The organism is Micromonospora sp. C81 (assembly GCF_018070425.1).
GTDB lineage: Bacteria > Actinomycetota > Actinomycetes > Mycobacteriales > Micromonosporaceae > Micromonospora > Micromonospora zamorensis.
Window position 1 is genome coordinate 53461 of sequence record NZ_JAGPXS010000003.1, and the last position, 24249, is coordinate 77709.

The window sequence follows — 24249 nt, forward strand, 5'->3', positions numbered from 1 at the left end:
GCACGACTACGACATCCTGGCCGCCGCGGTGGGCGAGCAGCCGAAGAGCGGATACGAGAAGCCTGCCGCCGCCGGTTATTCAGGCCTGTCAGTATGACGTCCGTGGATCACGACGAGCTTTTTTGGCGAGCCGCGACCGACGCGGGTTTCACCAAGACCGAGACGGCGACGTTCGCCGAGCTGCTGCGCTTCGCCATCTGCACGACTCAGCAGGACAACGGCGAGATCGCAGCCCATCCTGGGGACCTGCCGCCCGGGCGGCCTGCCGACCTGCATGTCGGCCGGGCCGGCGGCCTACCGCAGCTCCCGGTCGGCATGCCGTGGCCCACCGACCCGGAGGGCTACCCGCTGCCGTTCATCGCGTCCTTCGACTGTGCCGCGCTGCCGCGGGTCGAGCGCCTGCCGCTACCGTCGGACGGCTCCCTGCTGGTGTTCCTGCATCACGAAGAGGACTACGACGTCTGTGAGCGCAGCGGCGAGCAGCAGTACGGGCGGCTGCTGTATGTGCGCGCCGGCACGGAGACCGCGGCGCAGCTGCCGGCTGACTACGCCGCCCATCCCTACTACGCGAACCGTGACTTCATCGCCCCCGAGCAGGACCTTTTCGCTGTCGTCCACGCCGACCTACCCTCCTGGTTGACCGCGGAGGATGCGGACCTGTCCGTCTTTCAGCAGCAGCTGGCGCGCGACATGCCGCATCGTCGGGAACTGTGTGCCCTGGTCGACCGGCTCCGGCCGGCCGCCAACTCCGCCGCCTTCCAGTTCGGCGGCTACTCGTGGCACACCGGCGGCAAGTCCTACGGCCACCTGTACGACGACCCTGAGCTGGAGATGGCGGAGAAGAAGCTTCGAGGCCGCCTGACCGGCATCAGCCGCACCCAAGAGGCCTTCCTCGTGGAACAGAAGTTGCAGCGGATCCGCCGGGAGTGGCTCCCGTTGGTGCAATTCGAGACCCGTGACTACGTCTACTTCGGCCGCTTCATGATCCGCGTCGACGACCTCGCCGCCCAGCGGTTCGACCGCGCTGTCTCCTGGACCGAGTTCACCGAATGAGCGAGGACAGGTGTTGTCCCGTACGGGCGGAGCTCAAGCGCCTTCAGAAACCGCGACCATCACCACCCGATCACCACGCACTCACTAGATGGGATTCTCAGGAGTGAAAATGGGAAAGAAGAAGGCCGTGACCCCTGTTTCCACAGGTCACGGCCTTGATCTCTTGTGCGCCCGAAGGGACTCGAACCCCTAACCTTCTGATCCGTAGTCGGCGCGAAAAAGCTGCCCCGACCTGCATGTATGCGGGTTTGCCCTAATTCGGCATGTAGCAATGTCGACGGAACGTGACGCTGAGCACCGCTTCCGACCCCCATGGTGCCACTCAAGTGGCACGCCCGCTGCAGGTACAAAGTTCGACCGGACCGAACTGGCCCGGCCCTCGGTGTGACGTTTGGCGGTCTAGGGTGTGGCGGTGTCCGAGCAGTGGTCGTTGACCCTCGACTGCGCGCGCCCGCGCGAGCTGGCTGCGTTCTGGTGCCTCGCGCTGGGATACGTTCCGGCCGCACCACCGGAAGGGTTCGCCACCTGGGAAGCGTGGCAGACTCACTTCAAGGTTCCCGAGGACGAGTGGGACGACGGCGCCTTCATCGAGGACCCGGACGGCGTCCGGCCCGGTGTGTCGTTCTTGAAGGTACCGGAGCCAAAGGCAGTCAAGAACCGCATGCACTTTGACATTCACGTCGGCGGCGGCCGGAAGGAGCCGTTCGAGGTGCGCTGGCCGCGGGTCCAGGCGGTGGTCGACAAGTTGGTGGCGGCGGGCGGGGCCGTGCTCCGGGTGGACGAACTGGATGGGACGCCTGACCACGTGACGATGGCCGACCCAGAGGGCAACGAGTTCGACGTCCTTTAGGCCCGTTCGGTAGGACAGTCGGCCGCCGGGCCCCGGATAGCGCATCGAATGCTCGGACGGCCAACCTCAGCTAGGGAACGGGGCCTAGACCACCGGACCTTGCGACTCAATTCGTACGAGCAACGGCAACAATCTCGCTTCTCAAATCCGACCTCGACGATCGGCTGGGGGTCCTGCCCTGGACGACGTAGAGCTGTCTTAACGACGGGTGCCGGCCTGGTCCAGCAATCTTCAGAAGATCTCCTCGTCGGGCAGGCGCAGGCCGATGAAGCCTCCCCGAGCGGAGAGTGGGTGGAGTCCACTGGATGTACGACCTGCAGTACCCCTTGCGACAACCCACCCGGACGGGGCCGTGCGCGGCAGTGGGATCGGCGACGACTGCACGACAGGACCGCGGTCAACCTTCACCGAAGTTCGGGTGTGACCACTCTCTGTCACGGGAGGCCGAAGCCGGTGGCCGTGGTGCCACTCAAGTGGCACAGAAAACGCCCCATCCGGTCGACGATTGTCGATGACCTGAGGGGCGTTTTGCCTGCTCAACTTCTGTGCGCCCGAAGGGACTCGAACCCCTAACCTTCTGATCCGTAGCTCCGGGCGATGCATTCTTGTAGGCACCTGCGAGCCGTTAGGCAGTCCCACGTTGCCTTGGGGCGGCCGTCGCAGGGCGGGTTGGTTGCTGTACTTCGCTGCTGTACTACGGCCCGCTCGGCACTACGTACGTCAGCCGCGGAACATGTTCGAGTGGTGCCAGGCGTAGTAGGCCGAGCTAGCCTTCGTGTGGGTGTTGACGAGCCGTCCTTCGAGGTCGGCCAGCTTGGTAGCAACCGCTTTGTGCTCTGACTCAAAGCTGCTGGTAACGATCTGGCCGTTCTCGTTGACGCTGATGTAGCCCGTCTCGAACAGCGCATCGCAACCGAAGACACAGGCGAGCATGCCCACGTGCGATAGGTCGCGGCGTTCGGCGTCCGTGCAGACCGACCGCGGCTTGATGTGGGCTGCCCACAGAAAGCGCGCTGGGTAGGTCTCGCCGCAGATAGCGCACTCTGCTTCGGACATCGAGCCGAGCAGTCGGCGGCGCAGAGCCGGTTGCTCTCCTCGCTGGGTTCCCGCGAACGGCTTCTCGAGGCTGCCTGTGAAGGGATCCGTTGCGACCTTGTCGGTCGGGGGCGTTGGGCTGGCGTCTGACTCAACCGCGGCACCGGCCTGGAAGCTGATGACGGGAGGACTGCCGGTCGCTCGGGCGTAGGGCAACTGGAGTAGAACGGCTCCGATGAAGGCACTCCGGTAACCGACCTGGTCGGGGTGGATGGTGACTGAACCATGTTCCCGCAAAAGCTGCAGGGCCTCCTCGACCCAAGCGATCTGTACCAGCGCCCCGGCGGGTGACGACTCCGTGGCAACAACCACATCCGACGGTTGAACGGCAAGGATCTTGTTCGTCCGACCCTTAACGGTGAGCAGAGGCACGCCGATGAGTGCACGGAGCAGCTCGGCTGCCTCCATCCGCGCTTCGCTCGGCACATAGCTGCCGGCGGCAACTCCCAGGGCTGGAAACCTGTAACTGAAGGTCGCTGTGAACGACTCGCCGAAGGCCTTGCTCAGGGGAAAGAGATAGCCCTGCTTAACCTTGCCCGCACGGTCGAACGGCCCAGCCTGTGGCTCCCTCAGCCGTTCATCAAGCAGCAACTCATCCAACGCAATCGCGTCCGCGGCTTCGCTGTACGTGGTCCGAACCACGCGTCCGTCGCGGTCCCACATGTCTTCTGGCAGGTCGCCGGGCCTGTGTGCGTCGACCGCGGCGGTCGCGACCACGCTGAGCGCACGGACGCCCTTCGCGTAGTGGAGGATCACGTCTCCTGCCCGCACGTCGAGCATCGACTGCCAGTGCAAAGGCTGGACGCCATTCTTCTGCACCTTCGGCGCCCAGAGGATCCCAGCCTTGCGCTCCTGGGGGTAGGTCTGGCCCTGGTTGACCCACCAGTAGTTCGTCTGCCCTAGCTCTGGTTCTGCCACGACGTCTGGTCTACCGAGTCATGCCAGCGGAAGACAAGGTTCGTTCGGTCGACCCTCGTCGGCAACAGAGGTAGGGCGGCGCACTTGTGTCCATAACCTTCGGCTCCATGGCGCCGATCGGTCCGTCTAGTACCCCCATACGCGCCATGACCCGATCGCCAGCCATGGCGATGCTGGCCGTTACAGCCCAGTAGCTGCTGTTGCAACGTGCTCTCCGTTGCCATCGCCTGCTCTCTCAGGCCATCGCGTCACCCCCATCCACTGCCGCGCGCTACCCCCACGAACTAGATGGCAACTCTGTCATGTACCTGATAGACATCCAGCTCCACATAGGCCTGAGTAGGGGGCCGGGCCAGTGAACAGGCCTTACACGCCTGGGTACTTCTAACTGAGAGCATCGGTCAGTACGCTCACAGCTACGACTGTCGGGGGTGCGGCTTACCTTGGAGGTGCTTCGTGACGGCGAGTCAGGGCCACCATCGGGAGGGGGAAGCCGAGATGTCCGTAGTGCCGCTACAGCGCCGGTATAGCCCTCCCCCAGCGAAGGCCTGCCAGGGATACGTGATCCCTTTTCGGCTGCCGAAGCCAGGCAACGAGCTGCATGTGGAATGCAGGACCTACCGAGACCACATCGTCGACTTCAGCGTTACACAGAGCGTTAGAGCTGACGGTCGGTGGGCAAAGGTGTCGCAGGTCCTGCAGGACGACGGGGCAGTAAAGCTCCGCCAGTACACAAGATCGACACAGTCAGAGGCAGCCGCAGAACTCGAGCTGCAAGTCATTCCTACGGATGGAGCCTGGGACGTGGTCGATAGGAGCTATGCCGAAGCGGTAGCCATGATGCAAGATAAGTGGGAAGAAAACCTTCGGAGGTGGGACGATGACAGCGCGTGACATCGACGAGCGCAGCGCCGCCTTTGATCTTGCCCAGCGACTAAGGGATCCACAGTTCCGGGCATACATGGTCCGAAATGGGTATGTGTCGGGCACGACAGTGGTCGTTGCTTACGACGATGAACCAGTGGCTGAGGTCTTCTCGCGGATAGTCAGTGAAGCCCAGCCGCCGGTCATCGTTGCAGTCCATCGGCCATCTGCAAAGCCTTACGGCTTCGTGTTTATGCAGATAGGCCAGGTGGATTACGACGCCTCACCCGCGGCCCCCGATGACGATCCAAACATCGGCGACTCGGCAAGCATCGGAATGCTCTACGACACGATGGATACTCAGACGCGACCTAAGACTCACCTAACCATTCCGAACGATTGGCGGCCGGCACGATTCAAAGTGCAGCTAGCCGGGGCGGCTTTTTAGCGTCCATAATATTCACCAGAGGCCGAAGCAGCTCCTTGGCGCGCTTCGGCCTCTGCACATGTATGGGATCGACCCCCCAGGCCTCGAGGACGCAACACATGCAAACAGCCATGGCAGAGGATAACCAGCGGAGGCGGCGTGTCATATCCACGTGTCCTCCCAAGGGTGGTGTTCGGCCATGAAGTTCTATGTCATTTATGACTATCGCGACACTCCTCCGGCCTTGGAGTATCCCGCCGCCCTGCTCTACTGGGATAAGTGGGACGATTACGGTTTCAAGACGACATACACCTTGCTAATTGCGCTAGATCAGAACCGGCTGACGGAAATTGGTGCGGTAAAGATCTTAAAGGACAGTCAGGCTTCCGGCGCGACTCCCTTGTCAGATTCGCCCTTCAGTCACTTGGACGAGTCGTACTGCTCTCTCGGTCAATCCCTGAGCTACTACCAGAGTTTAAAGCAACTAGGCGACCGATATTACCCTGCGATCCTCACAGGGCTTAAGGATATCGTTTACGACCCCAGCATAGCTCAGCCATTCCTTGCTCACCGAGGCTTCAAGGACTCTCTGGAGCGCTTTGGAAGCTCTGTTCGAGCCATCAGCGACGCTGCTCCACTCTTCCGCGAGGCAAGCGTTAGGCTGACGGGCGAGTCAGTCACGATGCGCTTCCAGACATCAGTTGGTGGAAATCAATTTCAGGTTCCGCTGGTCTTCAACGACGTACCGGAAATCCCTGGTCGACTAAATGCTCTCATCGGCTACAACGGGAGTGGCAAGACCCGGCTACTTGCGAACCTTGCGCAGGTGGCCCATGCGGGACTCACCACTCGGGGCGATTCAACCTTCGTTGATAAGAATGGCGCCTTCGTTGAGGGGCACGACTTCCGGTTCAGTTCGGTTATCGCGGTCTCGTATAGTGCTTTCGACACCTTCGACGTCCCTGGCGGGCACGAAGAGGAACGCGAGCAGCTGGGACGGCGAGGGGAGGTCTTTGGGTATGTCTACGCCGGTCTACGCAGCTTCGCTGATGCAGACGCCGATGACGCTGAGCTATCGGAAACGGCGATTGAGGAACCTGACCGACTCAAGTCCATCCAAGAGATAACTGCTGATTTCGAAGCTGCGCTTGCCGCGACACGGCACCCCTCCCGCGGAGAGCCACTAAAAGAGGTCTTGGCAAAGGTGCTGAGCGAAGCCTCATTCTTGCGGCTGGGTGTGGACCTGAATTCGATCCATGACGCGAACTTTGTGCAGGACGTGTTTGCTCGGCTTAGCACGGGTCATAAAGTTGTCTTGAATATCGCGGTCCAGCTTGTGGCCCACCTTGGGTTTCGTTCTCTTGTGCTCATCGATGAGCCGGAGTCCCACCTGCATCCTCCTCTGCTGGCTGCACTGCTCCGTGGTATAAATACAGCGCTTGACATCTATGACTCGTACGCCGTGATTGCTACGCATTCCCCAGTCGTCCTTCAGGAAGTCCCACGGCGTTACGTCACAATTTTGCGCCGGTTTGATTCTGTAACCATTGTAGAGCAACCAACAGACGAGACATTCGGCGAGAACGTAGGGTTTTTGACCAAGAACGTGTTCAACTTAAACACGTCTGCGACCGATCACCATGCCGTCCTCAGGGAACTTGCACGCAGCCATTCTTTGCCCGAGATTGAGGAAATGTTTGGGAACCCTCTAAGCCTTCCAGCTCGAGCTTATGTAGAAAACATCCGTCGGTCGATCGGGTAGGTGCATGTACTCTCTCACCCCTCCCAACCGGGATGACTGGGAGGACTTTCTGGTCATGTGCACCCGCCGGGCTCCCGAGAATCGTTCAGTTCTATCAGGGGTTTCTGCACAAGTTGAAGCCGCCTACGTCGATTACCATCGTCAGTATCAGAAGCCGTCTCGCCTCTCGGCAATAAGCATCACGAAAGAGCAGAGCGACGCATTAAAAGGAAACTTTGACCTCTTTGACGTGGGGCGACCTTTTCGCACACTGCGCACGCAGCTGATGGCTGAGGCGCGGAATAGGAAATGCCCGATGTGCGGGCATCGAGACGTTGCGACGTTGGATCACTTTCTGCCTAAATCGGTATACCCAGAATACAGCGCCCTGTCGATCAACCTGGTGCCCGTATGCCCTTACTGCAATAACGAGAAGGGGAACAAGCTGGGCGATGCGGCTGGCCGACGGTTTATCCATGCCTATTACGACACATTGCCGGAAACGGAACTACTCGTTGCGGACGTCACTGTTGACTCGTCGGTCTTTGTAACTTTCCGAATCGATCGACCGAGTGGCTTTGCTGATCCGCTGATTGATAATCTGGAATACCATTTCAAGGAGCTAAAGCTTGGGGAATGCTTTGAAAGCGAAGCTTTTGACGAGCTGACCGGACGCGCCGGAACGTTCCACTACCAATACGCTAACAACGGCGGTGAACAGGGCTTAGCCGCCATGCTTAGCGTCGAGGCCGTCAGTGAACGACGCAAGGCTGGCCTGAACAGTTGGCGAGTTGCCCTCTACAATGCGCTGGCTCGCAACCGTGATTTTTGTTCGAGTGGCTTCCGCCTTCTTTCACGGGAGGACTGGGACTTCTAGCATCCTGCAGTGCCTAGTTCTGGCGCCAGAATGAGCGTGCTTACTGCGCCATCCCGTCTGCCGCCGACCCACACCTCGGTGGAGCGGGCCAGGGCCAGGGTGACAAGGTGGAGCGCCCTACCGGACGAACGACCTTGGCGCCCTGGCCCTGGTCTGCTCGGCTTGCCTGGGTCGGTGGTAGACGGGATGGCAGCTCCCCAACCACCCCACGCACCCAAACCGTTCGGCAACTACATCCCGGAGTCGTCTGGCCCCCGCCGGAGGCAGCCCTTACCCCGCCCCTCCCCCACCTTCCCTCTCTCCACCCCTCCCCTTCCATGGGCCTCAGCGGCCCCGTGACGGTCGTTCGGCAACTTCGGGCTGCCGACTGCCTGCCGGTCTTCCCGCGCCATTGGATCGCTGAGAACGGGCAGAGGTACGTCCGCCCGACCACGGTCTTCCGGACTCGTCACCGGGTCACCTCACTGACCCAGGGGTGACGCGCGGGGCGGGGTGTGGGGTTCGGGCCGGCTGACTTTCCGCCCCGGCGCCGTAGGCGGCCGGGGCGGCGGCTCCGTCAGGAGCCGGTTACCGCGCCCCGGCCCGCGCCGCGCGGAGCGCCTTGATCTAGTACAGGCCGATTCGGCAACAGATCACAGGCAGGCTCCGAACCCGACCAAGGCCAGCAAGGCACGCACCCATCCCGGCCCTTGCCATCCAAGCCGCCACACGACCGCTCAGCTCACCCCTTCGGACCGCGCGGGGATCATGCTCGTGGCATCTCATCCGTGCCGCTGACCACACTCCTTGATCGGCCCTGCGGCTTCCCTTTGACTGACCAGTCCGCCGCCGCCCTCTTCCCCCTCCCCCAACCACTCACTTAGAACGCTTGTACGATCGTCGGGTGGCAAGGGAGCTGGTGGCGCGCTGGTGGAACGGCGTCTGGGGTCGGCTAGCCCGCCGCGACGTGTGGCTTGCTCGTGAGGTCCGATGGCATGTCATCGCGAGGTCCGGTGACTCGGAAACGGGTCAAGTGATCCGGTGGGCGTTCGACAGCGAGGACGAAGCTCGGCGGATGGTTCAGCGACTCGTGCACGCGGATGGTGGTCGGTGGCGCGAGGTCAACAGCAACGCAGCCACCCCACCCCCGACCTGAGGTGGGTAGCCGCCGAGGCCAACGAGCCGGATGCTCTCGTCCGGCTACTTTCAGTGATGAGTCAGAAAGAGATCATCTTTTCGTTCTGCAATTTGCAAGATCGCGTTCATGTGCATCACAAATTGTTGGAAAGCCGGATAAATAGGGGCAAAACTCGGGCAAAATGGGACTGACTCGCCAATCACTTTTTGCACGGGCTTCTCGTTTCACATAAGCGGGCTGACGACAGCCTGTGCAGGAACGGGGCGGCACCCAGCCTGATCCGCGAGTGCCGCCCCTGGACTGCGTCCAACCTCGGGCGAGAGGAAAACGCAGAACGATGAGATTAACGAGCGTACGGAGGTTCGGTGGTTCCAACGATGGGATTGTCAGCGGTTCGAACCGCCGCAAGCCCACGATCGGCGAGGCCGCTGCGCTGATTGCTGCGCTGGCTACGGCGATCAGCGCACTCACCGGCCTGCTTGGTTCGTGCGGTAGCTAGTTCGATGGAGGGTTGGCCGCCCATCTGCACGTCGCGGTGGGCGGCCCGCTCGATGTTCCGACCAGAATTCAGCTCACATGGTCGCCTGAAGCTACGTCCAACCCCACCAAAGCTTGCGCTACCTCCCGCATGCTCGTCACCACCCAGTCTGCCCCCGCCTGCTCGAACGCCTGCTTCTTCGCCGGTCTATTTGCGAAGCCGATCACGCGGGTGCCGGCTGCCTTAGCGCCCTCAATGTCGGAGAGCGAGTCACCCAGGAGCACGCACAGGTCAGGCTCAACGCCCAAGGCTCTCGCCGCCTGCAGTATCGGAGCCGGGTTTGGCTTCATTCGGGTCGGTGCCGCGTACGCCCGTCCCACAACCAAGCGGACATGTCGGTCGAGCCGATGTGCGCGTAAGTACGCCTCCACGGCTTGCGATGAGTTGTTACTGACCACCGCTAGCGGAAGGCCTACCTGGCGGGCAGCGACGATAACCTCACGCGCGTAGGACGTTGGTTCGGCCGACCCGACGGCACGCAGCTCAGCCGCGACGAGCGCATCTTCGATCATCTCGGTGAGGCTGGCGTCGGCCAAGGCACCCGTCAGTCGAAGGACTTCGAGCGGGTCTTGCTCGTCGTCCAGGTCGCCAGCGAACTCAGCCCTCTGCGCGATGAGCACCTGCACGAGGACGCGCGCGACGATGGGAGCCGGGTAACCAGCGAATATGCTGCACACAGGCCCGTCGAAGTCGAGCAGCAGGGCAGCGGCTTTGCCGCCTAGCTGCTCAAGCGCGGCAGTCACCCTTCGTACCGGTAGGCAATGGTCGACCACAAGGAGTCGAACCATTGGCGGGAAGCTTCCACAAACTGTGTGCCGTGTGAGGTGTCGTCGTCGGTGACGGCGTAATGAAAGAGGGGAACGTCCTTCCCCATCAAGTCGTAGATCGCCATCGGCTCGCCCTTAACCGTCACGGTGCGCTCGACCGCCGGGTAGAAGCCAAAGAAGACCTCCTCCCCGTTCAGTATGTAGAGCTTGAACTGGGGGGAGCCGCGGTGCATCCGCACCTCGACTGTTGCTGAGCGGACCAAGCCAAGGTCGGCGAGTTCCGACACCTGGTCGATGATCCCATCCACCGCTCGACGTGTGATGCGGTCAGCGCGCTCCCGTACCGCTGGGTCGTCGGCCTGAGTTTCAGCCCTGGCGGGCAGGGCTACTGGCGCCGACATGTCCGAGATCAGAACTCGGGCGGCGATGGTCTCCGGTGCGAGTCGACCTACCCGGACTTTGTCCAACACCTCGGCGAGAGCATCTCGGAGTGTCTCTCCCGAGAAGCCCGCGAAGTCGAGCGTCACGTGAGGCCGCTCGAAGGCTGCCTCAATGTGGGGTCGGAGTTCGACCGCACGCTGTGTCTGTGCTCGGACGAAGGCGCCACTTCCCTGTCTCGTCACGATGAGCCGCTCAGAGCGGAGCGCTTCGAGTGCTCGCTTGACGGTCTCGCGTGCCACCCCGTACCGGGCGGCTAGGTCAGGTTGCGACGGCAGTTTGTCGCCTGGCGCCAGTCGGCGCGTGAGGATCGCTGCCCGGAGCTTATTGGCGATCTGCTGTGACGCCTGCTTCGGGTCATCGGGGTCAAGTCCCCCGAGGTAGTCCAGGTTCTCGGTCACCGCCCAATCCTACTTCTGACTAGCCAAGCCAGGAAAGTGCGTCCTAGACCATTGACCTGGCTAGCCAAGACGCCTTAACCTCATCCCATGCCGCTTGGCTAGCCAGGCACGCCAACCTGGTGGAGGTACTCAGTCGGATCGACCGGCTGAGCGATAAGCGCCGTTGGCGCTGAGGAGGAACACCATGGCTCTTCGAGGTGGAACTCGCTTCTCGGTCCCGTTCGAGGCGGTCTTTCCGCACGGCTGTGTGTTGGTGCCGGACTCGATCGCGGAGGCGCAGGACTTCGATGAGAAGACTCGGGCGCGGACGCCGAGCAAGGACAAGCTGACGGGTCAGCGGGTGTGGCAGTGCCGGGTGATGGACATGGACCCGGAGTTGGGTTCTCGTTCGCGTGAGGTGTCGATCAAGGTTCTGGCGGATGTGCAGCCGGTGCCGCCGGTGGGTCCGTTCCAGCTGGTGGAGTTCGAGAACCTGATGGTGACGCCGTATGTCGGCAGCAACGGCCGGCTGGCCTACTCCTACCGGGCCACGGCGCTGACGGCGCCGAAGACCCTCGCGGAGTCGCGCGGCAAGGCTGCTTGATCCCTTTTCGTGGCGCGGGGCGGTCCGCTTCCTACGGCCTGACCGCCCCGCTGCCCTCTCAACCCTCTCGGCCTGGAAGGGCAGGTTCATCATGCCAATTTCCTTGGACTGGACTCGTGGCGGTAGTGCCGGCGTGCCGGTCCCGTGTGTGCTCTGCGGAAAGCCGGCGATCTGCCGCAGCCCTGCGGGCAAGCCGGTGCACAAGACCTGCGCGGAGGCGTGGACCGAGCAGCACAGCGCCCGTAAGGCGGTGGCGTGATGCGCGCTCCGCTGGTCAACTTCCGCCGCCTCCAGGTGGCTACCCCGTGGCCCCTGGTCTGGACGGTCACGATCGCGTTCCTCCTGGTCCGTCTCGCTGTGGCCGTGGTGCGCTTCGCCGTTTGGGCGCTGCGGCACTGGCGGGCGTGGCCTGCCGTCGCCCTGGTCCTGGTCGCCGTCGACGTTCACCAGTCGCGCGGCTGGTGGCCTCACCTCCTGGTCCTGCTCGCCCTCGCCGCCGCGGGCGGTGTGTGGTTCTGGCGCGGTCGCGACTCCTTCCACCGCCTGGTTGTCCTGCGTGCGGTCACGGTGTGGCGGCGGCTGTGGGTCTACCGGCGTCAGTGGCACGAGGCCATGACGCTGTGCGGGCTGGTGAAGAAGTACGACGGTGGCGAGAAGGTCCCCGACCTGCTCTCGGTGCGCTGCTCCTACGCCACGGATGAAGTGGTGCTGCGGATGCCTCGGGGACAGAACCCGGAGGCGTACCACAAGGCTGCCCGGGACTTGGCGTACTCGTTCGGCACCCGGCACTGCCGCGTCTTCTCCGGCCGCCGGCAGGCACCACCCGTGCGCTCGGGTCGCCTCGCGTGGCTGCTGCGCCGGGTCGACGCGATTCGGTTCCGGGACCGGCCGCGGCATGTGTGGTTGGTGTTCATCCGCCGCGACCCGCTGACCCGCATCGTGGCGCCGCTGCCCGTGCCGGCCCGCCCGGACTTCACCGCCCTACCGCTCGGACTGCGGGAAGACCTAGCCGTGTACTGCCTGCGGCTCCTGGCGACGCACGTCCTGATCGGCGGGGCGACCCGGATGGGCAAGGGCTCGGTCATCTGGTCCCTGCTCCGTGCGCTCGCCGCCGGCATCAGGTCTGGACTGGTCAGGGTGTGGGCGATCGACCCAAAGGGCGGCATGGAGCTGTCCATCGGCCGGCCGTTGTTCTCCCGCTACGTCGATGACGACTGGTCGCGCATGGCAGACATGCTCGATGACGCCGTGACCCGAATGCGCGCCCGGCAACGGCTGCTGCGGGGCAAGGTTCGGGTGCACACGCCGACCGTTGATGAGCCGCTGATCGTCATCGTCATTGACGAGATCGCCGCCCTGCTGGCGTACCTGCCCGACAGCGACATCCGCAACCGGATCGCCCAGTCGCTGGGGCTGCTGCTGTCGCAAGGTGCCGGGCTCGGCGTCTTGGTCGTCGCCGCCACCCAAGACCCCCGCAAGGAAGTCGTCTCGGTCCGCGACCTGTTCCCGACCCGCATCGCCCTCGGCCTCACCGAACGCGGCCACGTCGACCTCCTGCTCGGTGACGGCGCCCGCGACCGGGGAGCACTCGCGGATCAGATCCCGCTGTCGGCCAAGGGCGTGGCCTACGTCCTGCTCGACGGCCAGCCAGAACCCGCCCGCGTCCGGTTCTCCTACATCGCCGACGACGTGATCCGGGACATGGCCGCAACTTTCCCCGCCTCGCCCGAGATGGCGCCGGAACCCATCGAAGCCCCGACCCCGGTGAAGCCGACCCGCACCAACGGGCGACACACCTACCGGCCGACCCCGCCCCGGCAGGCCTCCGCGCCGCTGCTGCCGCCGTCGCTGCTCAACGCCCTGGACGTCAACACCACACCGAACGGCGGTGACCCCCGATGACCGACCTGCCCGAGGACGTCCCGGTGCGGATGCCCTACGCCGACGAACCCGACGAGCAGACCCCGGAGCCGCGTCGCTTCTACCGGCTGCGCGCCCCACACGTCGACAAGGCCACGGTGCCGGTCACGGTCCGCGTCACCCCCGACGCCGACCTGTACATCGCAGTCGGCTCCGGCAGGCGCCGCATGTACCTCACCCCGGCTGAGGCATGGGCGCTGTGGCGCTGCCTCTCGGAAGCCGTGGCCTCGACCGGTGAGCCGCCGGAGTGGATCCGCGTGCACATCACCCCCACCCACCGCTGACCCCCTGCCCTGCTTGGAGCTTGCGCGATGCGTACCCGTCGACTCAACCGCCGGCCCATCCGCCGGACCTGCCTCGACCTCGCCCACACCGACCCCGACCAGCAGTGCCCCTACTGCGCCCCCGACACCCACGCCGACGCGATCCTCGCCGCCGCGCTCGCCCGGCACGCCGAGATCGCCGCCGACGACGCCGAAGCGTGGGGGTGGGCCGCATGAACCCGCAGCTGTGGTCCTGGCTCCTCATGGCCGTCGGCGTCACCGGCCTCTACCTCGCCGGTAAGCGCTCCTGGACCGGCTGGGCCGTCGGCCTCGCCGCCCAACTCCTGTGGCTGGCCTACTCCATCACGACAGAGCAGTGGGGCTTCCTCGTCTCCTGCTTCGCCTACGGCGCCATCTACATCCGCAACCTGCTCGCCTGGCTCCGCCCCACCCCGCCGACCGCGACCAAGGCGGAGGTGACCGAATGCGCCGCGTCCTGAACGCCGATCGGTTGGAAGCCGTCGCCCTGGTCCTCATCCTCCTGGCCGTGGGAGGGATGGCCGGCGCCGCGTCGTTCACCCACGTCAAGGACTGGACCATGCTCCACGCCCCCGCAGGCACGGGGGACTGGTTCGGCTGGTCCAACGCCGTCATCTCTGAACTGACCCCGGCCGCAGCGCTGCTGGTCATCCGCCGACGCCGCCGCCACGACCCGGAAGCCTCCGTGCTCTACCCGCTGGCAATCCTCGTCGCCGCCGTGGCGCTGTCCCTGGCCGCGCAGATCGCCGTCGCCAACGACAGCTTCTCATCTCGGCTGCTGTCCTCGGTCCCAGCGCTGGCGTTCCTCGCGCTATCCAAACTCGTCCTCAACGGCAAACCCGCTCAGTCCGCGCCGACCCCGTCCGCCCCGGCTCCGACCCAGCCCACGCCGGTCCCAGCACAACAGCCCGCCGACCTCGCTCCGGTCACCGTGCCCGCCGATCCGGCTCCGGCCGCCGTGGTGCCGACCGCGCCGACGCCCGCCCCGGCATCGGTGGTGCGCCCTGCGCTGGTGTCGTCCGTCGTCCAGTCGCCCCGCAACGGCCAGGTCTTCACCTCGGAGGTGACCCGATGACCCGCACCCAGCTCGCCCGCGTCCAAACTCGCCGCCCCGCCGTCGTCGCTCGCCGGATCGTCGGCACCCCCGCCGAAGTCGCCGCGACCGTCGCCCTGGTCCGCGACTCCAACCGGCTGCTCTCCATGAGCGAGCCCCAACTGATCCCCGGGGACTCCCGGGTGACGGTCACGGTGCGGTTCCTCGACACCACGCGACCCACGCCCGCCCCGGCCCGCAGGGTCAACCGCGGTCGAATCGCCGTGGCGATCGCCGTCCCGACCGTGGGCGCCCTCGCCGCTGTCGGCTACCTCGCCGCGCAGCTCGTTCAGACGATCCGGGCCGCGCTCCCCGCTATCGCGGGCGTCGTCCTGGTCCTGATCGTCATCGCCCTGCTGCTGCGGCGCTCGGGTCGCTGCTGCCCGGGTCTGCACTGCCCCGGCTGCGGCCACTGACCGCCATGGCTACCGGCTGGCCCACCTACTGCGCCCGCTGCGGTGGGCCAGCCACCGCCCTGATCGAAGCCGGCCACCCCGGCACCGGCCGCTACCGCGCCGAAACCACCTGCGAACGCCACACCGCTGCCGCCCACCGCTGGGCCAGCACCGCCGGCCCGACCCGCACCACCCCGATCGGTGACACCCAACCCGCCCTGTTCGACCTCCCGGAGGTGACCCGTTGACCCCCCCGACCCTGCCCGGCCTCGCCCCCGACACCACCACCGAAACCACCCTCGCCCCGGCTGTCCCGCCGGCGAGCGGGTCCCGTGCCGCCCGCCTTGCTCTGCCCATGTCGCGTCAGGTGCTCAAGGAGATGGCCGCCGAGTACGGCGTGTGCCTGCGTCCGGTCACCCTGCGCCGCACCGACCTGCACACCGGCCAAACCGAAGTCATCGACCTGCCCTGCGGCTCCACCCGGGAGGACAAGTGCGAGCCGTGCGCCAAACGCGCCCGCCGGCTACGCCAAACCCAGATCCGGGAAGGCTGGCACCGCACCGACGAACCCGCCCCCGCCCCCAACCCCGCCACCGACGCCCAACGAGAGCTGATCCTGCTGCGCGCGCACCTGGAATTCGCCCGCGACGAAGCCCAACGCGCCGCGCAATTCGACCAGGTACCCGGCATCGACCACGCCATCACCGAAGTCGAAGAAGCCATCGCCGCTGAAGGACTCCGCGGACAAGTCGCCCCACCCCACGACGACGCCGACGGCTTCGGCCTGGGCATCAACCTCGGCGGACGCCGCAAACGCTCCACTCGCCGCCGGCAGGACGCCCCGGACCTGCCCCGCAAGAAAGTAGAACGCCGCACCCTGGGCAAGATCTACACCGCTCCGGATGGGACCGAACACTGCCCCTCGATGTGGCTGTCGCTCACCCTCGACAGCTACGGCCGCGTTCGACCCGACGGGACGCCGGTCGATCCAGAAACCTACGACTACCGGCGGGCTGCCTGGGATGCGGTGCACTTCGCCCGGCTTCTCGACCGGTTTTGGCAGAACCTGCGCCGGTGCGTGGGCTGGAACGTCCAGTACGCCGGGTGCGTCGAGCCTCAACGCCGCTTGGCGCCGCACGGCCACTTCGCCATCCGAGGCACCATCCCCCGCGCGATGCTGCGGCAGGTCGCCGCCGCCACCTATCACCAGGTGTGGTGGCCGCCGGCTGACGACCTCGTGTACTCCCTCGACCGGCCGCCGGTGTGGAGCAACGACCGCGGGGAGTGGGTCGACCCCGACACTGCCGAGCCGCTGCCTTCATGGCGGGACGCGCTGGACCTGGTTGACGCGGACCCCACCGCCGAACCGGCGCACGTCGTCCGCTTCGGCCAGCAAGTCCACGCTGAGGGCGTCACCCCCGGCACCGTGCACGCCGACCGGACCATCGGCTACATCACGAAGTACATCACCAAGAGCGCGGCCGACTGCCACAAGACCGACACCGACCGTCAGCGGGACCACCTCGACCGGCTGTGGCACCAACTCCGGGTGACCCCGTGCAACGAGAGGTGCGCCAACTGGTTGCTCTATGGCATCCAACCCAAGAAGGCACACGAGCGGCTGCATGCGGGACGCTGCAAGGGCAAGGTCCACCAACGGGCCACCCTCGGCATCGGCGGCCGACGCATCCTCGTCTCCCGCGACTGGTCCGGAAAGACCCTCGCCGACCACCGCGCCGACGCCCGCGCCTGGGTCCGCAACCTCCTCGGCATCACCACCAATGCCGACGACGCCGACCCCGCCACCCCGGACCAACCCGCCGCCTACGCCTGGGAAATGGCCCGCCCCGACGACCCCGACATCCCACCCCTGCAACACCGACTACTGCGCGCACTGTCCCAACGCGCCCAATGGAAAGCCGCCCTGCTCGCAGCGAGAGACAGAGCTTTACCCCATTCCTCCCTGCCCGCCCAACAGCCAGCCTGACGAGAGGACGATATGAGCACCCGTTCCCAGCCTCTGGCCCCGAAGTGGTACTCGCCCGCCGAGGTCGCTGCTCTGCTTGGCTTCGGCTTGTCGAAGGTAAAGATGAAGATCGCCACCGGTGAACTGCGCTCGGTAAAGGACGGCAAGTATCGGCGGATCCTGCCGGAGTGGGTCGACGAGTACATCCGTGATCAGGTCGAGCGGCAGGAGGCGGCCTGATGCCCGGCCGCACCCGCGCCAACGGCGAAGGTTCGATCTTCCCCTACCGCAACGGCTACGCCGCCTACGTCTGGGTCCACAAGCCGGACGGCAAGCGCGATCGCAAGTACGTCTACGGGAAGACCCGCGAGATCGTCCACGAGAAGTGGCTGAAGCTGCACCATCAGGCCAAGGCGGGGCCGGTGGCAACCCGGGTGCCGACCCTCGCCAGCTTCCTCAAGTACTGGCTGGAAGAGATCGTCAGGCCGAATCTTGCGCCGGCAACCTACGTGTCGTACGAGGGCTTCACCCGTCTCTACATCGTGCCGGGCATCGGGGCGAAGCGGCTCGACCGTTTGCAGGTAAAGGACGTGCAGACCTGGATCAACAAGGTCGCTCGGACGTGCCAGTGCTGCGCCCAGGGCAAGGACGCTGCCAGGCCACCTGGAAAGCGACGCTGCTGTGCGCTCGGTGTCTGCTGCAACGCCGTCCCGTCGGATAGCGCGGTCAAGGGACTGCGGGCGACGCTGCGAGCCGCACTCTCCCAGGCTGTGGCCGAAGAGCTGATCCCCAGGAACGTGGCGGCCCTGGTCAAGCTGCGGGCTACCCGCAAGAGGCCGGGCACGGCGTGGGACAGCGACGAAGCACGACGATTCTTGGAAGCAGCGCGGGCAGACAGTGATCCGATGTACGCGGCGTGGGTGCTGCTCCTAGTGCTCGGGTTGCGCCGCGGGGAACTCCTTGGTCTCGCCTGGGACGACATCGACCAGGAAGCGGCTGAGCTCAACGTCTCCTGGCAACTCCAACGCATTGGTCGGCAGCTCGTGCGCCGCGAGACCAAGACAGCCGAATCCGACGCAGCGATGCCGCTACCGGACATTTGTCGGACAGCTCTGGCCATCCGTCGCGCGGAGCAGTCGGGAGACATGAAAGCGGCCGGCGAGGTATGGCAGAAGTCGCCGCTGGTGTTTACCACCCGCTTCGGCACGCCGATTGAGCCTCGGAACTTCAACCGGGCTTGGGAGGCTCGCATCCGCCGTTACGGCCTACGGGAGATCACGCCGCACGGCGCCCGGCGGACCTGCGCCAGCATCCTGGCCGATCTCGACGTGCACCCGCGGGTGGCCATGCAGATCCTGCGGCACGCCGATTTCAAGGTGACGATGGAGGTCTACACCCGGGTCAGCTCGAAGCAGACCCGCGAGGCGTTGAAGCGCCTGGGCGACCGGATGAATGGCACGGAGTCGGCATGACCGCTGCTGTACTTTGCTGCTGTACCACGCCAAGAAGGGGCCATCTCGGATTCCCGAAACGACCCCTCACCTGCTGTGCGCCCGAAGGGACTCGAACCCCTAACCTTCTGATCCGTAGTCAGATGCTCTATCCATTGAGCTACGGGCGCTCGTGCTCAGCCAGTGTACACACCTGACTTTCGCGCGGAGACTCCGGGATTCGAACCCGGGAGGGGCTTTAAGACCCCAACCGCATTAGCAGTGCGGCGCCATAGACCAGACTAGGCGAAGTCTCCCTGGTGGCCCGTAGACCACCGCGCCCGAGGATACAGGTCGCCACCCACCGGGAGCAAAACGACTTCCGGGGTACGCCCCCCGGGACCGTCCGCCCTCGTGTTTCACCGCTGTGCGGCGGCGTGATCGGGACTACGCTCCATCGATATGCAGGAGCAGCCGCCCAGCGAGCCGACCCGTCGAGAGCCTGCTGAAAGAGCGCGTCGGCGCTCCCCGCGGGCCACCTTCACGCCGCCGACTGCCGCCGAGCAGCCCGCCGAGACGGCGGTGCCGCCGCCAGCCGCTCCGGCGAGCCAGCGCCCCCGCCGGGCGAAGCCCGCCCCGGCGGTGCTGTTCCAACCACCGGATCCGGACCGGCCGCTGCCACGACAGCCCAGGCGGGCCCCGACCAGCGACGCGGGCGCCGAGCAGCCACAGCCACAGCCGCCGACCGGCGACGCGAACGGCGACCGACCAGCTCCCCCGAGCGTCGACGCGAGCACCAGCCAGCCAGACCCGGGGAACGCCAAGCAGGCAGGCCCGGCAAACGCCGAGCAGCCACGCCCGGCGACCCCCGACCAGCCACGCCCTGCGGCCGACGACCAGCCGAGCCCGCAGGCCGCCACGGCAGCCACCGACCCACCACGACAAGCAGCACGCGTCGAGCCCAAGGCCCGGACCACCTCCGTTCGCAAGGCTGCTCCGAAGAAGGCAGCCGAGGCCACCGTCGAGGTGACCCCGACCACACCGGCACCGCGCAAGCGCGCCGCCAGTCCCGCCAAACGCACGGCATCCCCTCGCAAGAGCACGACGCCGAGGAAAGCCGTCCCCGAGCCCGCGGCCGAGCAGCACACGCCGCTGGCATCTCCCGCCGGGCAGCAGGTCGAGCCCGCTTTGGCGCGTACCCCGGAATCGGAGCTGCGGGCGGTCGCCGCGCGCGTGCTCGACCACCCGGGCTTCGCGCCGGAGCTGTTGGCTCTGGCGGCCGTGCGGGCGCTCGGGCCCGGCGCGGCCGACTGGGCAGGGCGGTTGCGTGCCCGGTATCCGGACGCGCCGGCGGACGGCCTGGCCCGGTTGGCCACCCGGCGGTTCGTCCGCTCGGCGGGCGCGGGTGGGGCGACGGCGGCCCTGGCCGGGTTCTTCGCGCCGCTGGCCGAGCTGACGTCGGTGCTGTGGACGCACGCGAACCTGGTGCTGCACCTGGCCGCGGCGTACGGCAGGGATCCGGCGCATCCCGACCGGGCCGTCGAGCTGCTGGTCCTCACCCAGGTGCACCCGGACGCGGCGAGCGCGGAGGCGGCCCTGGCTGCCGCACAGGCGGCGGGCGACCCGGTCGAGGGGGCCTGGCCGCGGGCTGCGGAGGCCGCCTGGCGGCTGGCCGCCCCGCTCACGGCGCAGGCCGGTGGCTGGGTGGCGTTGCGGCTGGTGGCCCGGTTGCTGCCGGGCGCGGCGGTGCTGGCGGCGGCGCTGGGTGACGCGGCGGCGGCCGACCGGCTCGCGTCCCGAGCGGTGGCCGTCTACCGACCCGACCGGCGCTGAGCCGTCAGAGCCAGTCGAACCACTCCCGGGGCAGCAGCGCGTAGCCGACGAAGGCGACCACGTCGAGCAGGGTGTGCGCGATGATCAGCGGCATCACCCGCCGGGTGCGCAGGTAGAACAGGCTGAACACCACGCCCATCACCGCGTTGCCGACGAAGGCGCCGAAGCCCTGGTAGAGGTGGTACGAGCCGCGCAGCAGGGCGCTGGCCGCGATGATCGCGGCGAGCCGCCATTGGAGCTGGCGAAGCCTGGTGACCAGGTAGCCGACCACGATCACCTCCTCCAGCACGGCGTTCTGCACGGCCGCGAGGATCAGCACCGGGACCGTCCACCAGACCTGCGGGAGTGCCGCCGGCACCAGCGTGGCGTTGATGCCGAGTTGGGCCGCCACCCAGAACAGGGCCAGCCCGGGCAGGCCGATCAGCGCCGCCAGGCCGGCACCACGGGCCAGGTCCTGACCGGGCCGCCGCGCGTCCAGGCCGAGCGCCCGTGCCGGGTCACCGGGGTCCCGGGTGAGCAGGTGTACGGCGAGCAGCACCGGAAGCAGCGCGAACACGATGCCGAGCAACTGGTAGGTGAGGTCCAGCCAGGGTCGGCTCGACGCCGAGGTGTTCAGCGAGGCGGTCTGCTTGGAGAGCGGACCCTCGGCGGTCAGCTTCGCGATGATCGAGACCACCGCGTAGACCGCTGACTGGCCGAGGGAGAGGCCGAGGACCAGCAGCGTCTCGGTGCCCAGCAGTCGGCGGGACACCGGGCGGGTCAGCTCAACGGTCACCGCACCACTCTGCCCGACAGGCGGCGCCCGGGGCACGGCCGACCGGCCAGCATGAGCCGATCGCACATTCTGTGCGACCAGTCGACACTCTCCGTGGAGATTCTATGGGCGCCCGATCCGCTGCCGTCTGGAGAAGGAGCGCCCCGTGGACAACCTCGCGCGGTTGCTGAAGGAGAGCTGGACCCTGGTCGAGGACGACCGGGCCCGGCTGACCGACCACTTCTACGCCCGAGTGTTCCTGCTCGACCCCGCGCTGCGGCAACTCTTCCCGGTGCAGATGAGCGGCCAGGGCGACCGCCTGCTGGAAGCGATCATCGCGGCCATCCACACGGTCGACGACCCGGAGAGCTTCGACGAGTTCCTCCGGGCGCTGGGCCGCGACCACCGCAAGTACCACGTCGATGACCGGCACTACGCGACGATGGGAGTCGCCTTGCTGGACGCGCTGCGCAGCACCGCCGGCGACGGCTGGAACCTGGAGTACGACCAGGCGTGGCGCGAGGCGTACGCCGCGATCGCCGCCCTGATGGTGGCCGGGGCGGCGGCCGACGACGGCCCGCCGTTCTGGCACGCCGAGGTGCTGACCCACCAGCGGTACGGCCCGGACACCGCCGTGCTGACCTGCCGGGCGTTGCAGCATCCGCTGCGCTGGAAGGCGGGCCAGTACGTGAGCCTGGAGGTGCCCCGCCACCACCCCCGGGTGTGGCGGAACTACTCCGTGGCGAACGCCCCGAACGACGACAACGTGCTGGAGTTCCACGTGCGGTCGCCGGGTGCCGGCTGGGTTTCCGGTGCGCTGGTGCGTCGGGTGCGACCGGGCGAGCTGCTCCGCCTCGCGGCGCCGATGGGGTCGATGACCCTGGACCGCTCCTCGGAACGGGACATCCTCTGCGTGGCCGGCGGGGTCGGCCTGGCGCCGATCAAGGCCCTGGTGGAGGAGCTGGCCAGCTACAACCGGACCCGCTGGGTGCACGTCTTCTACGGCGCCCGGCAGGCGGGGGACCTGTACGGCCTGGCCGGCTTACAGGAGCTGGTGGCCGTACACCCGTGGTTGTCGGTCACCCCGGCGTGCAGCGAGGACCCGGACTTCGACGGTGAGCAGGGCGACATCGCGGACGTGGTGGCCCGCTACGGCCCGTGGACCACGCACGACTGCTTCGTCTCCGGCTCGGCCCGGATGGTCCGGTCCACCCTGCGGGTGCTCGCCGCGGACGACGTGCCGCCGCCGCAGATCCGCTACGACACCTTCGGTGACCTCTAGACGTTCCTCCCCCCACACCGGGGCGCGTGCCCCTGCCCCCTGGGGCACGCGCCCCGGTCCCTCGTTGGTCAGTAGCGCCAGGGGTGCCCGGTCTCGCGGTATTCCTCCACCGGCACCAGCGGCACGCCGGGCGCCATCCGGTCGACGTAGAGCCGCCCCTCCAGGTGGTCGATCTCGTGGGCGACCAGCCGGGCCATGCCGAACTCGAACGAGGTGATGACCCGGCTGCCGTCCCACTGGGCGTGCTCCACGTCCAGTCGGAGCGGGCGGGGCACCAGACCCCGGAAGTCGAAGAAGGAGAGGCAGCCCTCGTACTGCTCGTCGGTGTCCGGGTCGGCGTCGACCACCCGGGGGTTGAGCAGCACGACCGGCTCCGCCGAGCGATCCGGCGGCCGGACCACGGCCACCGCCCGGTCGATGCCGAGCTGCGGGGCGGCCACCCCCACCCCCTTGCTGAACGGGTGCAGCTCGTCTAGCCGGGCCAGGGCCGTGACGAGCCGGTCGACCAGGTCCCGGGCAACCGGCTCCTCCACGGGCAGGTCGAACGGCCGGACGCGTCGGCGGAGCAGGTCGGCGCCGCGTTGCACGATGCCGAGCCCGCGCATCCGGTCGCTGGGCCGGACCCGGACGCCGCCGGGGCTGCTGTCGGGTTCGGTCTCCGGTCGGGCGCGGAAGCGCCACTGCATCCGGTAGCGGGCGTTCAGCGGCGGGTCGTCGGTCTGCCAGTCGTAGATCGCCCGGTCGCCCTCGTCGTGCCGTTGCGGGGCCGTCCGCAGCGGGCCCTCCTCCGCGGAGAGGGAGGTTTCCACGCCCCAGACCTGCGGGTCGAGCCTCACCGGCAGGTCCAGGCGTACGGCGAGCTGCCGGGTGGGCAGCCGGACGGCACGTTGGAACCAGGGGCCCCACTTCTCGTGCCCGACGCTGTACGCGTACTCGATGGTGGCCCGGTCGCCCGGGTAGAGCGGGAAGCGCCGCTCCCCGTTCTCGAAGAGCAGCCAGATCTCCTTGAACGCGTCCCGATCGTGTTTGGCCCGCCAGTGCATCGGCTCCGGGTCGCCGCCACCGTCGTCCCTGCGGGCCTGCAGTTGCAGCTCGGCGAACGTGAGCGGGTGCTCCCGGTGGTGCCGGTTGGAGCGGCCGGGGTCGTTCGGGTAGCGGTCGACGGCGACCCTGGCCAGATAACGGGTGACGGGCTCGGTCCCGGCGTTGTACAGCTCGCGGTGGATCACGCACCGGTAGCCCTCGTCGGTGTGGGTGAGGGAGGCGAGTTCGCGCTCCACGACGAGGCCGGTGCCCGGCGGCAGCCACTGACCGGGCAGGTACGGCTCCCGGTGTGGTTGACCGGCGCGGGCGTGCCGCAGGTCGTCGTACTCCCGGAAGCGCTGCCAGATCGCGCCGCTGGCCTCCAGGACGGCCTCGGCGCGGCGGGCGAAGTCCTCGGTCGGACGGTGCCGGCGCCCCTCGACGTGACTCACGTAGGACGGGTCGAACCCCATCAGGACGGCCAGTTGCTTCTTGGACAGCCCTCGCCCGGTCCGTTGCCGGGCGAGCTCGGCCGCGAAGGAGTCGGCAGCCCGTTCGAGGGGTGAGGTCGTCATCAGCTTC

Annotated in this window: 24 protein-coding genes and 2 tRNA genes; 19 read left to right on the forward strand and 7 right to left on the reverse strand. The window is 66.9% G+C overall.

Features of this window, described 5'->3' with window-relative positions; all coding sequences use genetic code 11:
- Positions 1-102: 102 nt before the first annotated feature.
- Both KBX46_RS06345 and KBX46_RS06350 read left to right on the forward strand, forming a co-directional pair.
- Complete coding sequence (locus KBX46_RS06345; protein ID WP_210791563.1) at positions 103-1053, forward strand: DUF1963 domain-containing protein; 951 nt, start codon at positions 103-105, stop codon at positions 1051-1053.
- Positions 1054-1465: 412 nt separating this feature from the next.
- The gene (locus KBX46_RS06350) at positions 1466-1903 is read left to right on the forward strand and encodes a VOC family protein (RefSeq protein WP_210791565.1); all 438 of its coding nucleotides are present in this window, start codon (positions 1466-1468) and stop codon (positions 1901-1903) included.
- A gap of 720 nt (positions 1904-2623) precedes the next feature.
- Here the strand turns inward: KBX46_RS06350 and KBX46_RS06355 are convergent.
- Positions 2624-3916, reverse strand: coding sequence for a hypothetical protein (locus tag KBX46_RS06355; RefSeq protein ID WP_210791567.1), 1293 nt, complete (start codon positions 3914-3916; stop codon positions 2624-2626).
- 880 nt (positions 3917-4796) lie between these two features.
- Between KBX46_RS06355 and KBX46_RS06360 the strand changes: the two genes are divergently transcribed.
- The 3 genes from KBX46_RS06360 (at position 4797) to KBX46_RS06370 (ending at position 7825) form a co-directional block, all read left to right on the forward strand.
- Complete coding sequence (locus KBX46_RS06360) at positions 4797-5228, forward strand: hypothetical protein (RefSeq protein WP_210791569.1); 432 nt, start codon at positions 4797-4799, stop codon at positions 5226-5228.
- 178 nt (positions 5229-5406) lie between these two features.
- The gene (locus tag KBX46_RS06365; RefSeq protein WP_210791571.1) at positions 5407-6969 is read left to right on the forward strand and encodes an AAA family ATPase; all 1563 of its coding nucleotides are present in this window, start codon (positions 5407-5409) and stop codon (positions 6967-6969) included.
- 4 nt (positions 6970-6973) lie between these two features.
- Positions 6974-7825, forward strand: a complete 852-nt coding sequence (locus tag KBX46_RS06370) for an HNH endonuclease (protein ID WP_210791573.1) — start codon at positions 6974-6976, stop codon at positions 7823-7825.
- Positions 7826-9509: 1684 nt separating this feature from the next.
- Here KBX46_RS06370 and KBX46_RS06375 read toward each other — a convergent pair.
- Entirely contained in the window at positions 9510-10223 is a 714-nt protein-coding gene (locus tag KBX46_RS06375) for an HAD family hydrolase (protein WP_210791575.1), read from the reverse strand.
- Entirely contained in the window at positions 10220-11086 is an 867-nt protein-coding gene (locus KBX46_RS06380) for a GntR family transcriptional regulator (protein ID WP_210791577.1), read from the reverse strand. The genes KBX46_RS06375 and KBX46_RS06380 overlap by 4 nt, the downstream gene beginning before the upstream one ends.
- A 184-nt stretch (positions 11087-11270) precedes the next feature.
- Between KBX46_RS06380 and KBX46_RS06385 the strand changes: the two genes are divergently transcribed.
- From KBX46_RS06385 to KBX46_RS06440, 12 genes are all read left to right on the forward strand, one after another.
- On the forward strand, positions 11271-11669 hold the full coding sequence (locus tag KBX46_RS06385; protein ID WP_210791579.1) for a transcriptional regulator: 399 nt from the start codon (positions 11271-11273) through the stop codon (positions 11667-11669).
- A gap of 91 nt (positions 11670-11760) precedes the next feature.
- On the forward strand, positions 11761-11928 hold the full coding sequence (locus KBX46_RS06390; RefSeq protein WP_210791581.1) for a hypothetical protein: 168 nt from the start codon (positions 11761-11763) through the stop codon (positions 11926-11928).
- Positions 11928-13571: an FtsK/SpoIIIE domain-containing protein gene (locus tag KBX46_RS06395; protein WP_247667092.1), complete on the forward strand. Its 1644-nt coding sequence runs from the start codon at positions 11928-11930 to the stop codon at positions 13569-13571. The genes KBX46_RS06390 and KBX46_RS06395 overlap by 1 nt, the downstream gene beginning before the upstream one ends.
- Positions 13568-13873, forward strand: coding sequence for a spread protein (locus KBX46_RS06400; protein WP_210791585.1), 306 nt, complete (start codon positions 13568-13570; stop codon positions 13871-13873). The genes KBX46_RS06395 and KBX46_RS06400 overlap by 4 nt, the downstream gene beginning before the upstream one ends.
- A 27-nt stretch (positions 13874-13900) precedes the next feature.
- On the forward strand, positions 13901-14089 hold the full coding sequence (locus tag KBX46_RS06405) for a hypothetical protein (protein ID WP_210791587.1): 189 nt from the start codon (positions 13901-13903) through the stop codon (positions 14087-14089).
- Entirely contained in the window at positions 14086-14352 is a 267-nt protein-coding gene (locus tag KBX46_RS06410; RefSeq protein WP_210791589.1) for a hypothetical protein, read from the forward strand. The genes KBX46_RS06405 and KBX46_RS06410 overlap by 4 nt, the downstream gene beginning before the upstream one ends.
- Positions 14337-14966, forward strand: coding sequence for a hypothetical protein (locus KBX46_RS06415; RefSeq protein ID WP_210791591.1), 630 nt, complete (start codon positions 14337-14339; stop codon positions 14964-14966). The genes KBX46_RS06410 and KBX46_RS06415 overlap by 16 nt, the downstream gene beginning before the upstream one ends.
- Entirely contained in the window at positions 14963-15400 is a 438-nt protein-coding gene (locus KBX46_RS06420) for a hypothetical protein (RefSeq protein ID WP_210791593.1), read from the forward strand. The genes KBX46_RS06415 and KBX46_RS06420 overlap by 4 nt, the downstream gene beginning before the upstream one ends.
- Positions 15401-15405: 5 nt before the next feature.
- Complete coding sequence (locus KBX46_RS06425; protein ID WP_210791595.1) at positions 15406-15627, forward strand: hypothetical protein; 222 nt, start codon at positions 15406-15408, stop codon at positions 15625-15627.
- Entirely contained in the window at positions 15624-17366 is a 1743-nt protein-coding gene (locus KBX46_RS06430; protein ID WP_210791597.1) for a replication initiator, read from the forward strand. The genes KBX46_RS06425 and KBX46_RS06430 overlap by 4 nt, the downstream gene beginning before the upstream one ends.
- Before the next feature lie 12 nt (positions 17367-17378).
- Complete coding sequence (locus KBX46_RS06435) at positions 17379-17585, forward strand: excisionase family DNA-binding protein (protein ID WP_210791599.1); 207 nt, start codon at positions 17379-17381, stop codon at positions 17583-17585.
- Positions 17585-18817 carry a site-specific integrase gene (locus KBX46_RS06440; protein ID WP_210791601.1) on the forward strand — a complete coding sequence of 411 codons (1233 nt, stop codon included), beginning with the start codon at positions 17585-17587 and terminating at the stop codon, positions 18815-18817. Before KBX46_RS06435 ends, KBX46_RS06440 begins: the two co-directional genes overlap by 1 nt.
- 76 nt (positions 18818-18893) lie before the next feature.
- Here the strand turns inward: KBX46_RS06440 and KBX46_RS06445 are convergent.
- Together KBX46_RS06445 and KBX46_RS06450 are read right to left on the reverse strand one after the other, a co-directional pair.
- Positions 18894-18966, reverse strand: a tRNA-Arg gene (locus KBX46_RS06445).
- A 35-nt stretch (positions 18967-19001) separates the two neighbouring features.
- Positions 19002-19092: transfer RNA gene (locus KBX46_RS06450), tRNA-Ser, on the reverse strand.
- A 145-nt stretch (positions 19093-19237) separates the two neighbouring features.
- Here KBX46_RS06450 and KBX46_RS32380 point away from each other — a divergent pair.
- Positions 19238-20608: a hypothetical protein gene (locus tag KBX46_RS32380; protein ID WP_247667093.1), complete on the forward strand. Its 1371-nt coding sequence runs from the start codon at positions 19238-19240 to the stop codon at positions 20606-20608.
- A 4-nt stretch (positions 20609-20612) separates the two neighbouring features.
- Here the strand turns inward: KBX46_RS32380 and KBX46_RS06460 are convergent, their stop codons facing one another.
- On the reverse strand, positions 20613-21383 hold the full coding sequence (locus KBX46_RS06460; protein WP_088950679.1) for a CPBP family intramembrane glutamic endopeptidase: 771 nt from the start codon (positions 21381-21383) through the stop codon (positions 20613-20615).
- Between the two features lie 145 nt (positions 21384-21528).
- Here KBX46_RS06460 and KBX46_RS06465 point away from each other — a divergent pair, with 145 nt between their 5' ends.
- Positions 21529-22644, forward strand: a complete 1116-nt coding sequence (locus KBX46_RS06465) for a globin domain-containing protein (RefSeq protein ID WP_088950680.1) — start codon at positions 21529-21531, stop codon at positions 22642-22644.
- A 68-nt stretch (positions 22645-22712) separates the two neighbouring features.
- Here the strand turns inward: KBX46_RS06465 and KBX46_RS06470 are convergent, their stop codons facing one another.
- The gene (locus KBX46_RS06470; protein WP_210791603.1) at positions 22713-24242 is read right to left on the reverse strand and encodes a peptide deformylase; all 1530 of its coding nucleotides are present in this window, start codon (positions 24240-24242) and stop codon (positions 22713-22715) included.
- Positions 24243-24249 lie beyond the last annotated feature (7 nt).